Origin of the sequence: Proteus vulgaris (genome assembly GCF_023100685.1) — a bacterium.
Taxonomy (GTDB): domain Bacteria; phylum Pseudomonadota; class Gammaproteobacteria; order Enterobacterales; family Enterobacteriaceae; genus Proteus.
Genome location: NZ_CP090064.1, coordinates 535632 through 550269, shown reverse-complemented (window position 1 = coordinate 550269; position 14638 = coordinate 535632). Strand labels below are relative to the sequence as shown.

Below are 14638 nucleotides of genomic sequence, written 5' to 3'. Positions count from 1 at the left end.
GCCATAAGCCAATTAACTTAGTGAACTGAAAACTGGTGACGGACTTTGCGAAGTAAAAAATAAAGCCATGGCCAAAGAATACCACTGACTGGGCTATTCCAGAATACTTGAGGGTGAAAAGTCACTGGTGAAAGTAAAAATTCTGCCCAAAATACAGTAAGATCGACAACCACCACACTAAACATTATCACTAAGGCTTGTTGCCATAACGCTAAATTACAAAAAAGCTGATATTTAAAAGCAATAACATAACTCACTAACGTATAAGCAAGAGCATTCACGCCTAAGGTTGTTCCTTGAACTAAGTCCATAACCATACCCAATACAAATGCAGTTCCTACACTGACACGATGAGGGATCGCGGTCATCCAATAAATCAGAAACAACATTGGCCAAATAGGTCGATACACTTCTAACTGTTCTGGCCACGGCATAATCTGCAAAACAAGTGCAATAAGAAAAGAGAGCCAAACAATCCAACGCCCACGACTTTGATAAGGATTCATCGAGGTTACCTACTTCTTGTTGTACTAGGTGTAGCAGGTGTTGTGGCTGGCGGAGTTGTTCCATTACTTGCCTCTGGCGTATTGTCTAATGGCTCTTGAGACATAGAACGAGGAAGTGGAGGCCCTGCTTGCTCATAATTAGGTAAAACTTGTGGCATCAATTGCATTAGACGCTCATTCGCAGCGTGATACACCTCTGAAGGCAACGGAGGCTCCCCTGTTTTATCTGATGCATTCCATAATAAAAGTAAATAACGTAAACGCTGTAATTCAGCAGAAGGACGAACATTAATCACAGAATAAGCTCGTTGATTATCAACCTTAACTGAAGCAACAACACCAACTGGATACCCCTCAGGGAAACGCCCTCCAAGACCTGACGTAACTAAAACATCTCCCACACGAATATCAATATTAGCGGGTAAAGCTTCAAGTAATAAATCATCCGCACAACCTGCACCTGAGGCAATTACGCGAATATCATTACGTAAAACTTGCACTGGTAACGCATGAGAGGTATCACAAATTAATAACACTCGGCTCGTAAGCTCACTTACGGCAATGACTTGACCTACAACACCTTTATCACTAATGACCGGCTGTCCTTCATAGACACCATCATTAGTTCCTTTATCAATAACCACTTGATCTCGATAAGGCGTACTATTGCCAGACAGAACTTGTGTGACTGTCATTTGTTCATTTTGGCGAAGAGGTGAACCAAGTAATTCTCGTAAACGGGCATTCTCTTGCTTAAATTGCTCTAGTAGTTGGCTTTCTCCACTGCGAACTAACAACTCTTTTCTTAAAGCTTGGTTTTCAAATTGTAAACGCTCACGCGTTGCAAACGTTTCAGAAATTTGATCGAGGAAACGACGTGGACCATTTGCAAGAAAATAGAAGGGACTAACAGCAGTATCAAGATACTGGCGGACTTTAGAAAATGCACCAATACGGTTATCAGCAATCAATAAAGAGATAGCGACAACCACGGCGATTATTAATCTTAGTTGCAGGGAAGGGCCCCGACTAAAAATTGGCTTCATAAACTCTAAGATCACTCACACGGAGAAATTAAAAAACAGGCGTTAGTATTCTCACCAAGGGGGAATCCATTCTCCCTTGTTAGAATTAATCTCAATCTTCGCTAAACAGATCGCCACCGTGCATATCGATCATTTCTAATGCTTTGCCACCACCACGCGCAACACAGGTCAGTGGATCTTCAGCAACAATTACAGGAATACCCGTTTCTTCCATTAATAAACGATCAAGGTTACGTAATAACGCACCACCGCCTGTTAACACCATGCCACGCTCTGAAATATCAGACGCCAACTCTGGAGGGCATTGCTCTAACGCAACCATAACAGCACTAACGATGCCAGTTAATGGTTCCTGTAATGCTTCAAGGATTTCATTAGAGTTTAATGTAAAGCTACGAGGTACACCTTCTGCAAGGTTACGACCACGAACTTCGATTTCATTAACTTCATCAGAAGGATAAGCGGAACCGATATCGTGTTTGATACGTTCTGCGGTTGCTTCACCAATTAATGAGCCGTAGTTACGACGTACATAATTAATGATAGCCTCATCAAAACGGTCACCACCGATACGGACAGAAGATGAATAAACCACACCGTTTAATGAAATAACGGCGACTTCTGTTGTACCACCACCGATATCCACAACCATTGAGCCAGTTGCTTCAGAAACAGGTAAGCCGGCACCGATTGCCGCAGACATTGGTTCTTCAATTAAGAAAACTTCACGCGCACCCGCACTTAATGCTGATTCACGAATAGCTCTGCGTTCTACTTGAGTTGCTCCAACAGGCACACATACCAACACACGAGGACTTGGACGCATAAAGCTATTGTTATGAACCTGTTTTATGAAGTGCTGAAGCATTTTTTCGGTTACATAAAAATCAGCAATCACACCGTCTTTCATTGGACGGATAGCAGCGATATTCCCAGGTGTACGCCCTAACATCTGTTTGGCTTCATGCCCTACAGCTGCAACACTTTTTGATGTGCCAGCGCGATCTTGACGAATAGCGACGACGGAGGGTTCATCGAGAACAATACCCTGTCCTTTGACATAAATGAGGGTATTGGCGGTACCCAAGTCAATAGACAAATCGTTGGAAAACATGCCACGAAATTTTTTAAACATACGAAAGGATAATCCTGCAAGCCGGGACGGAAAAATCCGTCTACTCTATCAACCACAATAAGCAGCGACAAGGCGCGATTCACTACTTAGATTAAAGTGGACACGTAAATAATCATAAAGGCACAATATTCTACGTTACTTTTCCCAATTGGAGCAGAAAAAAACTGCATAAAAATGGGCTAATTAGAACGATTAACGCATAATTTCAATCCTACGCTGTTCATATTTAACTTATGTAACAATACAAACAACGCTTCTATCAATAAAGAAAAATCTGACTTCGTTGCCAAACTGTGACTCAAAAGCATCACTGCAAGTTCAAATAAAATTTATTCATTTGAATAAGCACAATTACTCTATTGATATTAAATAGTGTTTCACCGACAAAACTTGACTGAAAAAATAATAAAAGTATTCACCTCGAATACTTCATAAACAACGCATTATCTTTATTTCGAACCACAAAGGGAAATGCTTATTTTTATCCCATCATCAAACATTAACGGTGTTATCTAATAACCAAGATATAAAACTCAGAATAATCTCTGTACCAATAAACGTAGAACCCCCGTTTATACACTAAAAAAGGATTATTTGTCTCATTATTACAATAGATATTGTGCACAATCACGACGAGATCTAAAAAATCACTTATCATGAAACAAATAGAAATCGATAAGGGGTCAAGATGAAAGCATTATTAGTTGAACAGCACGACGATAAACTCAATGCCAATGTGCAAGATATCGATGAAAAAACATTGCCTATTCATGAAGTTATTATCGACATTCATTACTCTACACTGAATTATAAAGATGGGTTAGCGATCACTGGAAAAGGAAAAATACTACGCCAACTTCCAATGGTTCCAGGGATCGACTTTTCAGGTGTCGTTCATCACAGTGAAGATCCTCGTTTTCATATTGGTCAACATGTTTTATTAACGGGTTGGGGCGTAGGGGAAAATCATTGGGGTGGCCTTGCTCAAAAAGCAGGTGTAAAAGGTGATTGGCTCACTGCTGTACCTGAAGGACTATCTTTAAAAAATGCCATGATAATTGGTACAGCAGGCTTTACGGCTATGCTTTGTGTTATGGCATTAGAACAAGGTGGCATAACGCCTAAAAGTGGTGATATTTTAGTTACAGGCGCCAGTGGAGGTGTGGGAAGTACTGCCATTAGTTTGCTAACAGCTTTAGGCTACCAAGTTACTGCATTAAGTGGCAGAGCCAGCAACCATGACTATTTACGCAAACTTGGCGCCCAAAATATTATCACTCGCGAAGAGTTTGAATCTGCGGGCAGAGCTTTAGATAAACAACGCTGGGCGGGTGCAATTGATACTGTAGGTGGACAAATTCTTGCTAATATTTTGTCGCAAACAAACTATAACGGAACAGTCGCAGCTTGTGGGTTGGCGGGTAGCTTTTCTTTACCAACGACCGTGATGCCTTTTATTTTACGAAATGTTCGATTACAAGGTGTCGATTCTGTTTATTTTCCAGCGGAAAAACGCGCCCAAGTTTGGCAACGTTTACTAAAATTACTGCCAGAAACATTCTATCAACAAGCAATGACAGAAATTACGCTTGATGAAGTTCCACGTTATGCTCAAATGATTATGGATAATCAAGTGACTGGTAGAACGTTAGTAAAACTCTAATTTGTCGGTTTTACCTGCTTATTTCTGGCATTAATTCACTTCATTTAGTGCCAGAATGAGCATCTTTTTATATAAACAGGTGATAAACCTGTGACGCAGATCACGCTTTTAATATATATTAACGATTCATCTCAAAGAAGTTCAGATTTCTAGTGACATCAATAAATAACGTGATGTTATGATTATTTTTTCATCGCCGGTTTATTTTGCTTTCTTACGTTTACAATCTTGTAAAAACGTTTAACTTTTCATCAAAATACCCCCTTCCTTCCCTGATTAGACCAGTATTTTGCTGTTATCTTCTGTGAAATGTCTATAATGTCGGACTTTGTGATATGTATCGTTACATTGGATACAATAAAAGATGACAAAACGAAAAGCACAGGTTATTTTGTCATTTCGTTGACGAATTGACGGAGATAGAAGCATAATGTCGGAAAATTTTCATATTTTGCTCCTGAATGGTCCGAATCTAAACCTGCTTGGAACAAGAGAGCCGGAAACCTACGGACACTTAACTCTGGATGATATCGTTCAAAGTTTGTCAGCAGATGCTCAGGCATTAAATGTGAAACTTAGCCATTTTCAGTCTAATGCTGAATTTGAGCTGATAAATAAAATTCATGCGGCGCGGGGAAATACCGATTACATATTAATCAACCCTGCAGCTTTCACGCATACCAGTGTTGCACTGCGTGATGCATTATTAGGGGTGAATATTCCATTTATTGAAATTCACCTATCCAATGTCTACAGTCGGGAGCCTTTCCGTCACCACTCATATCTCTCTGATATCGCAACAGGCGTAATCTGTGGATTAGGTGCAGAAGGTTATCGATTTGCTTTACAGGCAGCGGTCAGCCGTTTGTCTTAATAAAAAACATCAAAAAAGAGTACGGAATCAACTCATGGATATTCGTAAAATTAAAAAACTGATCGAGCTAGTCGAAGAGTCTGGCATTTCTGAACTAGAAATTTCTGAAGGTGAAGAGTCAGTACGTATCAGTCGTAATACTGGTCTTCAGGGTCAAATGGCTCCTCAGCAATATTTTGCGGCACCAGCGGCACCTCAACCTGCGTTAGCAAATGCTGTTGCGCCAGTAGCACCAGAAACTCCAGCAGCGACTCCAACGCAAGAAATCAGTGGTCACGTTGTTCGTTCACCAATGGTCGGAACGTTCTATCGCTCACCAAGCCCTGAAGCTAAGAAATTTGTTGAAGTCGGTCAGCAAGTCAATGTCGGCGATACTCTGTGCATCGTTGAAGCAATGAAAATGATGAATCAGATTGAATCTGATAAAGCGGGTGTTGTTAAAACTATCCTTTGCCAAGATGGCGACAATGTTGAGTTTGACGCTCCACTCTTTGTTATCGAATAACGAGGCAGGTCCATGCTAGAAAAAATCCTCATTGCCAACCGTGGTGAGATAGCACTGCGTATCCTAAGAGCATGTAAAGAGCTTGGGATCAAAGCAGTCGCCGTTCACTCCACAGCAGACCGTGATTTAAAACACGTTCTGCTGGCAGACGAGACTATCTGTATTGGTCCCGCTGCTTCAGCAAAAAGTTACCTAAATATCCCTGCAATCATTGCAGCGGCTGAGATCAGTGGCGCACAAGCCATTCATCCAGGATACGGTTTCCTGTCTGAAAATGCTGATTTTGCAGAGCAAGTTGAACGCTCTGGCTTTATTTTTATCGGCCCAAAAGCTGAAACCATCCGCCTAATGGGTGACAAGGTTTCAGCCATTGAAGCGATGAAAAAAGCAGGTGTTCCATGTGTACCAGGATCAGACGGTCCTTTAGGTAACGACACTGCAAAAAATATTGAAATTGCTAAACGTATTGGCTACCCAGTTATCATCAAAGCTTCTGGCGGCGGTGGTGGACGCGGTATGCGAGTTGTCCGTTCTGAAAAAGATCTGGAACAATCAATTATAATGACGCGTGCGGAAGCAAAAGCGGCATTTAGCAACGACATGGTATATATGGAAAAATACCTTGAAAACCCACGCCATATTGAAATTCAAGTCATGGCTGATGGTCAAGGTAATGCTATCTATTTGGCTGAACGCGATTGCTCAATGCAACGTCGTCACCAAAAAGTAGTTGAAGAAGCACCAGCACCGGGTATTACCCCTGAAATCCGTAAAAATATCGGCGAACGCTGTGCGAACGCATGTATTGAAATCGGTTATCGTGGTGCGGGCACTTTCGAATTCCTGTATGAAAATGGTGAATTCTACTTTATTGAGATGAACACGCGTATTCAGGTGGAACATCCAGTAACAGAAATGATCACTGGCATCGACTTAATTAAAGAACAGTTACGCATTGCATCTGGCTTACCTTTATCAGTAACGCAAGATCAAGTTAATGTTCATGGTCATGCAATTGAATGTCGTATCAACGCAGAAGATCCAAAAACGTTCATGCCAAGCCCGGGAACTATTACTCGTTTCCACTCACCAGGTGGATTTGGCGTACGTTGGGAATCGCATATTTACGCAGGTTATACTGTTCCACCTCACTATGATTCAATGATTGGTAAATTGATCACTTACGGTGAAACACGCGAAATCGCGATCTCTCGCATGAAGAATGCGTTGGCAGAACTTATCATTGACGGTATCAAAACCAATGTTGAGTTACACCAGTTCATTATGAATGATGAGCAATTCCAAAAAGGTGGTACCAACATTCACTACCTTGAAAAACGTTTAGGTTTAGCTGAGAAGTAATTTTTTCACTTAACCAGAAAAGGCATAGTTTAATCACTATGCCTTTTTTATTGCTGATTTTCTGATAAGCATCTATTTAATAGGAAACCCTTTAAAGGGTTTTATTTCTCGAATGCTAAAACTGGTGTTCATCTCTTTGATATTGCCAATTGCTCGTACTTTCATCATGGAAACGTTATGAAAATCTTCCATGTCTTTAACGACCAATTGCAACATATAGTCATATCGACCTGAAATATTATGGCAAGAAATCACATTATCAATCTTCATTATCTCTTGTTCAAAGTGCGCCATATTATCTTCAGAATGCAAATCTAACGTAATATTCATAAAGGCATAAAAATTAAACCCTAAGTGCTTAGGATCAATGATGGCGCGATAATTCTTGATCACTCCTTTTTCTAATGCCTTTAATCGTTTCCAACAAGCGGGCGGAGACAAAAACACACGTTTAGCTATTTCAGCATTATTCAGTCGTCCTTCTTCTTGTAACAGCTTCAGGATCCCCATATCCGTTTTGTCAAGATCCATTCTATTCGCACCTCTGTGACATTAATCAAAATAACATTTTTATCAAAGATAATTAATTTATAACTCAATTTTAGCGAATTTTATTAATAAATAAGTTCGTCTAGCTTCCAATATGGAGAAATAATTAATCACACTAATTGCTAAAATTATTCTTGAAGTATCGTTATTCAGCTAATACAAAATGATTAGAAATCATGTTCCAAAAATAAACTTAACAAAACAAATACTATAAATTTTACTTTCACATGGGATCACATGTATGACCTTATTAGAACAAAAAGTTGATAGGGCCTCTCTCTCAAAAGAAGAATGGAAAAAATTAACACGATTCGATAATACTGATATGGGATGGATTATTATCAGTATTGGGATGGCAATTGGTGCTGGTATTGTGTTCTTACCTGTGCAAGTTGGCTTAATTGGATTATGGGTGTTTTTACTCTCTTCTATTATTGGCTACCCTGCCATGTATCTCTTTCAACGCTTATTTATTAATACCCTTGCCGATTCTAAAGAATGTAAAGACTATCCAAGTGTTATCGAAGGTTATCTTGGTAAAAACTGGGGAATGTTTTTAGGATTACTTTACTTCTTAATGTTAGTGATTTGGATTTTTGCTTATCCAACAGCACTGACTAATGATACAGCATCTTACCTACACACCTTTGGCGTAACAGAAGGATTACTATCAGAAAACCCTTTTTATGGCTTAATTCTTATCTCTTTTCTCGTCTTAATTGCATCACGAAGTGAAGAGTTATTATTTAAAATCTCAAGCTTTATGGTGTTATCTAAATTACTCGTTGTATTTGCACTGGGTGTCATGATGATAAGCATGTGGGATCTGTCGAAAAATATCGATACCTTCCCGCCTTTTAGCCTATTAATTAAAAACGCCATTATTACGCTACCTTTCACACTGACTTCTATTCTCTTTATTCAATCTCTTAGCCCGATGGTTATTTCTTATCGAGCTAAAAATAAATCAATTGAAGTCGCTCGTTACAAAGCCTTAAGAGCCATGAATATCTCTTTCGGTACACTATTTTGTGTTGTCTTCTTCTATGCTGTTTCTTTTACCTTTGCTATCGGCCATGACGAAGCAGTTAAAGCCTATGAGCAGAATATTTCGGCCTTAGCAATTGCAGCACAATTTATTGAAGGTGATGCGGCTAAATATGTCACTCCTGTTGGTGTTGCACTCAACATATTTGCTTTAATGACTGCATTCTTTGGCGTTTATCTAGGCTTTAAAGAAGCAGTGCAAGGCTTAGTCATGAATGCTCTTACTCGTATTATTCCCGCAGAAAAAATTAATCAGAAAATCCTCACATTATGTATTGTAATTTTTACTGTAATTATTGCATGGGGTGCAATTGTTCTTAATTTGCCAGTATTAATGTTCACTTCAATCTGCAGCCCTATTTTCGGGATTGTAGGTTGTCTTATTCCTGCTTATTTAGTTTACAAAGTACCTTCATTGCATCGTTATAAAGGTGGATCACTGTATTTGATTATCTTTACGGGCATTCTGCTTTGTATTTCCCCTTTCTTAAAATTTATTTAATTAAATTAGACGTATTAAAGGTTTACCATGAAATATAACTTTGATGAAATTATAGATAGAAAAGATACTGATGCTTTAAATTATGATGGTTGGCGCCAATATATTTTTAAGGCAGATAAAGATGCACAATTCGCCTTTGCTGATAATGAGTTTATTAGAATGTGGGTTGCGGATATGGATTTTTCTACTCCGCCTGAAGTTCTTGAGGCCATTAAAGCACGCCTAGATAGAAAGATATTAGGTTATACCAAAGTATATGATGATGAGTATTACCAAATATTTAAAGATTGGTGCCAAAGACATTACGATTGGGAAATTGATCCGCATGAAATTGTATTATCTCCAGGTATCATTCCTGCATTAAACCGCCTAGTACCTTTATTAATAAAAGAAGATGAAAGTATCCTTATTCAAACACCTTCTTATACACCATTTAAACAAGCGGGAGACTATAATTCTCGCCAAGTGATCTACTCTGATTTATTAGAAAAAGACGGTGAATACTCTATTGATTTTGCAGATATGGAACGCAAAATTAAGGATAAATCACTTAATATTAAGCTCTTTATTTTATGTAATCCTCAAAATCCAACAGGTAAAGTGTGGACTGAAGAAGAGCTCATTAAGATGGGAAAACTCTGTGTTGAAAATGATATTTGGATGATATCAGATGAAATACATTGTGATTTATTGCGTAATGGAGTGTCACACACACCTATTGCTAAACTCTTCCCTCATTATGAGAAAATTGTTACCTGTATGGCACCAAGCAAGACATTTAATCTTGCAGGTAATCTGATGTCTCATATCTTTATTAAAAATGAAGAAGTAAAAAAAGAATGGCTTCGCCTTTATGATGACTTTATTTCGCCATTAAGTTTAGTTGCAACAAAAGCTGCTTATTCTCAATGTGATGAATGGTTAAAAGCTCTAAGAAACTATCTCGATGATAACTTTAAATTAGTACAAGAATTTACTCAGGCCCATTTTCCAAAAGCAAACTTTAAAATACCTGATTCGACCTATTTAGCATGGATTAATTTGACTGAATATTTACCTGAAAATGTCGATAACCAACAACTTTCACTCTATTTTGCCAATAAAACAGGCATTTTATTAGAAGGTGGAAATATGTTTGTAAGTAATGGTGATAACTATATTCGTATTAATCTTGCTTGCCCTCGCACCATTATCAAAGAAGGCCTAGAAAGAATAAAAAATGCCCTTTAATTTTTAATTAATGAGATGAGTAAAACAAAGAAGAGCACCACATTTGATCAATCTATTTCAATGTCTGCTCTTCTTTTTTCCTATTTCAATTATCTTAAACATTCTATTTATGGTGATTATTTCAACACTTCATTTCTCAATTAATATAAAAAATCATCTCTATTTTTATTGCCCCATTAAATAGAGACTCAACAACAATCCTTTTAAAACAGTAAGATAGTCAGTTTCTAATATTCCCTCATGACTTTGTGATTAATTTTCACTGAATCAACACGCACTTTCCCGTACAATCCTCCCATTCATTTTTAACCCTATTAAGATTGGGAGAACAGATGGACAAACGTTTTGTTCAGGCCCACAAAGAAGCCCTTTGGGCCCTAATTTTAACTTTTATTTATTTGTTGGGTTGGTTAATTACCGCCTATTTACCTGATAACACACTAGGCATTACTGGTTTACCTATTTGGTTTGAGCTTTCATGCTTATTCTTACCTGTTTTGTTTTTTCTATTGTGCTATCTGATGGTGCGCTACTTTTTCAAAGATATGCCGTTAGGAGATGAGCATGACGATGCAAACTGAGGTCATAGTGCCACTGATTGGCTACCTTCTGTTGGTCTTTCTGCTGTCGGCTTATGCTTATCGTAAGCGTGAAAAAGGCGAGTTTCTTAACGAATATTTTCTGGGTAATCGCTCCATGGGGGGCTTCGTGTTAGCTATGACTATCACTGCCACTTATGTTAGTGCGAGCTCCTTTATCGGTGGGCCGGGTGCTGCCTATAAATATGGTATTGGCTGGGTATTGCTTTCGATGATCCAACTGCCCGCAATTTGGCTATCCCTTGGAGTATTAGGAAAAAAATTCGCCATTTTAGCGCGTCGTTATAATGCCGTTACCTTAAACGACATGCTATATGCGCGTTACAAAAGTCGTTTTCTCGTTTGGTTTTCCAGTTTAAGTCTATTAGTCGCTTTTGTCGGCGCCATGACAGTGCAATTTATCGGCGGCGCACGTCTATTAGAAACCGCAGCCGGCATCCCTTATGAGTTTGGCTTACTTATCTTTGGGATCTCGATTGCACTGTACACCGCAATTGGTGGATTTAGGGCTAGCGTATTAAACGATGCATTACAAGGCCTTGTAATGCTACTCGGTACTTTTATCCTACTGGTTGCCATTATCTATAAAGCGGGTGGTTTAGATATTGCGATACAAAAACTCAATACCATCGATCCGGCATTAACCTCACCTCAAGGTGCGGATGGCATTCTAACGGGGCCTTTTATGGCTTCATTCTGGGTACTGGTCTGCTTTGGTGTAATAGGCTTGCCACATACTGCAGTACGTTGTATCTCTTACAAAGACAGTAAAGCCATGCATAAAGGGATTATTATTGGCACTATTGTGATGTCATTATTAATGTTTGGAATGCACTTTGCTGGCGCATTAGGTCGGGCCATCATTCCTGATCTGACTGTCCCTGATCAGGTTATCCCAACGTTAATGGTTGAAGTATTACCACCTATTGCAGCAGGTATTTTCCTTGCAGCACCTATGGCTGCCATTATGTCTACGATTAATGCGCAACTGTTACAATCTTCAGCAACGTTAGTCAAAGATCTCTATCTCAATATCGCTCCTCATGCGATCACTAATGAGAAACGTATATCTCGTTTATCGAGCCTTTCGACCTTGATTTTAGGTGTGCTACTGCTGTTTGCTGCATGGAACCCTCCATCAATGATTATTTGGCTTAATTTACTCGCTTTTGGTGGCCTACAAGCTGTTTTCTTATGGCCTCTAGTTCTTGGCCTTTATTGGGAAAAAGCGAACCGTTATGGCGCTATTGCAGGCATGATCACAGGCGCCACACTTTATGCCACTCTTGCGACATTTAATATCCAAATAGCCGGATTCCACCCTATTGTTCCTTCACTGTTATTGAGCTTAGTGGCATTTCTTGTTGCTAATCGATTTGGAGAGCATACTCTGCCACAATCAACATCATTACAGTGAATTCGTTTTTAAAGAGATTAATTATGCCTTGGATACAATTAAGACTTAATGCAACTGCTGCCAATGCCGAAGCTATTGGTGATGAGTTAGTTGAAAGCGGTGCCGTTTCAGTGACTTTCCAAGATAGTCACGATACCCCTATATTTGAACCTTTACCGGGTGAAACTCGCCTGTGGGGTGATACTGACGTTATCGGTTTATATGATGCAGAAACTGACATGAAAATCGTTGTGGCAATGTTAGAAAATACGCCATTACTCGGTCAAGGCTTCCTGCACAAAATTGAACAACTCGAAGATAAAGATTGGGAACGTGAATGGATGGATAACTTCCACCCAATGCGCTTTGGTGAGCGTTTATGGATTTGCCCAAGTTGGCGTGAAGTGCCTGATCCTAATGCCGTCAACGTCATGCTAGACCCAGGTCTTGCATTTGGTACGGGTACCCATCCTACTACCTCATTATGTCTTCAGTGGCTTGATGGTTTAGATTTAGAAGGTAAAACGGTTATCGACTTTGGTTGTGGTTCTGGGATTTTAGCAATTGCGGCCTTAAAATTAGGCGCAGCTAAAGCAATTGGTATTGATATCGACCCACAAGCCATCCAAGCAAGCCGTGATAATGCACAACGTAATGGCGTATCTGACGCACTTACACTGTATCTTGCAAAAGACCAGCCTGATAACCTCAGTGCTGATGTTGTTGTGGCAAATATTTTAGCTGGACCATTACGTGAACTTGCACCTGTTATCAGTACACTGCCTCGTCAGGGTGGGCATCTAGGTCTTTCTGGTGTATTAGCGACACAAGCAGAAGGTGTCGCTGCCGCCTATGAAGGATTATTTAACTTAGATCCTGTTGCAGAGAAAGAAGAGTGGTGTCGTATTACCGGTGTGAAAAAATAACATAGAACAAATATTAACCAAAATGAGATAATCTCATTGCGTTAAAATTTCACTTAATTATTGTTTATCAGGCATTAATCACATTTTTGCCTGATAAACTCTACTTAGTTCCACTTGTTTATCAATTCTACATCATCAAATTTTAATTTTTTAAAAACACATAACATTATGTTTTTATTGATTAAATAATCAATTCATAAAAAATCAAGTGTAAAAAAGTAACTTTTTTTCGCAATTTGGTTAAACTTTGTCCTTTCATATCTGGCAAAAAATGCGTAATATACGCGCCCTTGCAGTCACAGTTTGGCCCTCTTTTCATCTATGCGAATCGGACAGTATCAGTTAAAAAATTGCCTTATCGCGGCTCCCATGGCTGGCGTTACAGACCGACCTTTTCGGTCGCTTTGCTATGATATGGGTGCGGGTATGACAGTTTCTGAAATGCTTTCTTCCAATCCTCAGGTTTGGCAGACAGACAAGTCTCGGTTACGAATGGTACATAGTGATGAATTGGGGATCCGCTCCGTACAAATTGCAGGAAGTGATCCCGTTGATATGGCGGCTGCTGCGAAAATAAACGCAGATAGTGGCGCTCAAATTATCGACATTAACATGGGTTGCCCTGCAAAAAAGGTGAATAAAAAGCTAGCGGGTTCAGCACTACTTCGTCATCCCGACCTTGTCGCAGAGATCCTCTCTGCTGTGGTTAACGCGGTAGACGTACCTGTTACTCTCAAGATCCGTACTGGCTGGTCACCTGATGAACGTAACTGTGTAGAGATTGCCAAATTGGCTGAACGTTGTGGTATTCAGGCTCTCACTATTCATGGGCGTACACGCGAGTGTTTGTTCAAAGGGGAAGCCGAATACGACAGCATTCGGACAGTTAAGCAGAGTGTTTCTATTCCCATTATTGCGAATGGAGACATAACAGACCCGCTAAAAGCCAGAGCAGTATTAGACTACACTGGAGCCGATGCTTTGATGATCGGTCGCGCTGCTCAGGGAAGACCCTGGATCTTTCGGGAAATCCAGCACTATCTGGACACAGGTGAACTGTTGCCCCCTCTACCGATTGTAGAGGTGCAACAAATAATGCAAAAGCATGTGCGTGAGTTGCACGACTTTTACGGTCAAGGCAAAGGAACTCGCATTGCACGCAAGCATGTCTCTTGGTATCTCAAGGAACATGCCCCTGATGACCAGTTTCGGCGCTCCTTCAACGCCATAGAGGATGCCAGCGAACAGCTGGAGGCGTTGGAAGCATATTTCGAAAATTTTTTGCGTAAATAAATAAA

14 protein-coding genes are annotated in these 14638 nt (G+C 39.7%); 10 read left to right on the top strand and 4 right to left on the bottom strand.

What is annotated here, in order from left to right; all coding sequences use genetic code 11:
- Positions 1-17: 17 nt before the first annotated feature.
- The 3 genes from mreD to mreB form a co-directional block, all read right to left on the bottom strand.
- A complete protein-coding gene (mreD, locus tag LW139_RS02705) occupies positions 18-506 on the bottom strand; it encodes a rod shape-determining protein MreD (protein ID WP_247850595.1) in 489 nt (162 codons plus the stop codon).
- A gap of 5 nt (positions 507-511) precedes the next feature.
- On the bottom strand, positions 512-1552 hold the full coding sequence (gene mreC, locus LW139_RS02700) for a rod shape-determining protein MreC (protein WP_109409250.1): 1041 nt from the start codon (positions 1550-1552) through the stop codon (positions 512-514).
- Positions 1553-1643: 91 nt separating this feature from the next.
- Entirely contained in the window at positions 1644-2687 is a 1044-nt protein-coding gene (mreB, locus tag LW139_RS02695; protein WP_023582893.1) for a rod shape-determining protein MreB, read from the bottom strand.
- Between the two features lie 688 nt (positions 2688-3375).
- Here mreB and LW139_RS02690 point away from each other — a divergent pair.
- The 4 genes from LW139_RS02690 to accC all read left to right on the top strand — a co-directional run bounded on the left by LW139_RS02690 (position 3376) and on the right by accC (position 7091).
- The gene (locus LW139_RS02690) at positions 3376-4350 is read left to right on the top strand and encodes an MDR family oxidoreductase (protein WP_247850594.1); all 975 of its coding nucleotides are present in this window, start codon (positions 3376-3378) and stop codon (positions 4348-4350) included.
- Positions 4351-4780: 430 nt separating this feature from the next.
- Positions 4781-5224 carry a type II 3-dehydroquinate dehydratase gene (gene aroQ / locus LW139_RS02685; RefSeq protein ID WP_072069788.1) on the top strand — a complete coding sequence of 148 codons (444 nt, stop codon included), beginning with the start codon at positions 4781-4783 and terminating at the stop codon, positions 5222-5224.
- A gap of 34 nt (positions 5225-5258) precedes the next feature.
- Positions 5259-5729, top strand: coding sequence for an acetyl-CoA carboxylase biotin carboxyl carrier protein (accB, locus tag LW139_RS02680; protein WP_072069789.1), 471 nt, complete (start codon positions 5259-5261; stop codon positions 5727-5729).
- Positions 5730-5741: 12 nt separating this feature from the next.
- A complete protein-coding gene (accC, locus tag LW139_RS02675; RefSeq protein ID WP_166539210.1) occupies positions 5742-7091 on the top strand; it encodes an acetyl-CoA carboxylase biotin carboxylase subunit in 1350 nt (449 codons plus the stop codon).
- A 72-nt stretch (positions 7092-7163) separates the two neighbouring features.
- Here the strand turns inward: accC and LW139_RS02670 are convergent, their stop codons facing one another.
- Positions 7164-7622: an Lrp/AsnC family transcriptional regulator gene (locus tag LW139_RS02670; RefSeq protein ID WP_072069791.1), complete on the bottom strand. Its 459-nt coding sequence runs from the start codon at positions 7620-7622 to the stop codon at positions 7164-7166.
- Between the two features lie 343 nt (positions 7623-7965).
- On the opposite strand from LW139_RS02670, the gene LW139_RS02665 reads away from it, so the two are divergent.
- The 6 genes from LW139_RS02665 to dusB all read left to right on the top strand — a co-directional run bounded on the left by LW139_RS02665 (position 7966) and on the right by dusB (position 14633).
- Positions 7966-9189: an aromatic amino acid transport family protein gene (locus LW139_RS02665; protein WP_413685684.1), complete on the top strand. Its 1224-nt coding sequence runs from the start codon at positions 7966-7968 to the stop codon at positions 9187-9189.
- A gap of 27 nt (positions 9190-9216) precedes the next feature.
- Complete coding sequence (locus LW139_RS02660) at positions 9217-10419, top strand: MalY/PatB family protein (protein WP_166539212.1); 1203 nt, start codon at positions 9217-9219, stop codon at positions 10417-10419.
- Positions 10420-10751: 332 nt separating this feature from the next.
- Entirely contained in the window at positions 10752-11000 is a 249-nt protein-coding gene (locus tag LW139_RS02655) for a YhdT family protein (RefSeq protein ID WP_109409245.1), read from the top strand.
- Positions 10990-12435, top strand: coding sequence for a sodium/pantothenate symporter (gene panF / locus LW139_RS02650; protein WP_166539231.1), 1446 nt, complete (start codon positions 10990-10992; stop codon positions 12433-12435). The genes LW139_RS02655 and panF overlap by 11 nt, the downstream gene beginning before the upstream one ends.
- 23 nt (positions 12436-12458) lie before the next feature.
- A complete protein-coding gene (prmA, locus tag LW139_RS02645; protein ID WP_166539213.1) occupies positions 12459-13340 on the top strand; it encodes a 50S ribosomal protein L11 methyltransferase in 882 nt (293 codons plus the stop codon).
- A gap of 321 nt (positions 13341-13661) precedes the next feature.
- Complete coding sequence (gene dusB, locus LW139_RS02640) at positions 13662-14633, top strand: tRNA dihydrouridine synthase DusB (RefSeq protein WP_247850593.1); 972 nt, start codon at positions 13662-13664, stop codon at positions 14631-14633.
- Positions 14634-14638: the final 5 nt, after the last annotated feature.

Excerpts from the sequence above, each read along its gene's own strand:
- mreD (WP_247850595.1), bottom strand. The coding sequence starts at position 506 with ATGAATCCTTATCAAAGTCGTGGGCGTTGGATTGTTTGGCTCTCTTTT.
- mreC (WP_109409250.1), bottom strand. The coding sequence starts at position 1,552 with ATGAAGCCAATTTTTAGTCGGGGCCCTTCCCTGCAACTAAGATTAATA.
- mreB (WP_023582893.1), bottom strand. The coding sequence starts at position 2,687 with ATGTTTAAAAAATTTCGTGGCATGTTTTCCAACGATTTGTCTATTGAC.
- LW139_RS02690 (WP_247850594.1), top strand. The coding sequence starts at position 3,376 with ATGAAAGCATTATTAGTTGAACAGCACGACGATAAACTCAATGCCAAT.
- aroQ (WP_072069788.1), top strand. The coding sequence starts at position 4,781 with ATGTCGGAAAATTTTCATATTTTGCTCCTGAATGGTCCGAATCTAAAC.
- accB (WP_072069789.1), top strand. The coding sequence starts at position 5,259 with ATGGATATTCGTAAAATTAAAAAACTGATCGAGCTAGTCGAAGAGTCT.
- accC (WP_166539210.1), top strand. The coding sequence starts at position 5,742 with ATGCTAGAAAAAATCCTCATTGCCAACCGTGGTGAGATAGCACTGCGT.
- LW139_RS02670 (WP_072069791.1), bottom strand. The coding sequence starts at position 7,622 with ATGGATCTTGACAAAACGGATATGGGGATCCTGAAGCTGTTACAAGAA.
- LW139_RS02665 (WP_413685684.1), top strand. The coding sequence starts at position 7,966 with ATGGGATGGATTATTATCAGTATTGGGATGGCAATTGGTGCTGGTATT.
- LW139_RS02660 (WP_166539212.1), top strand. The coding sequence starts at position 9,217 with ATGAAATATAACTTTGATGAAATTATAGATAGAAAAGATACTGATGCT.
- LW139_RS02655 (WP_109409245.1), top strand. The coding sequence starts at position 10,752 with ATGGACAAACGTTTTGTTCAGGCCCACAAAGAAGCCCTTTGGGCCCTA.
- panF (WP_166539231.1), top strand. The coding sequence starts at position 10,990 with ATGCAAACTGAGGTCATAGTGCCACTGATTGGCTACCTTCTGTTGGTC.
- prmA (WP_166539213.1), top strand. The coding sequence starts at position 12,459 with ATGCCTTGGATACAATTAAGACTTAATGCAACTGCTGCCAATGCCGAA.
- dusB (WP_247850593.1), top strand. The coding sequence starts at position 13,662 with ATGCGAATCGGACAGTATCAGTTAAAAAATTGCCTTATCGCGGCTCCC.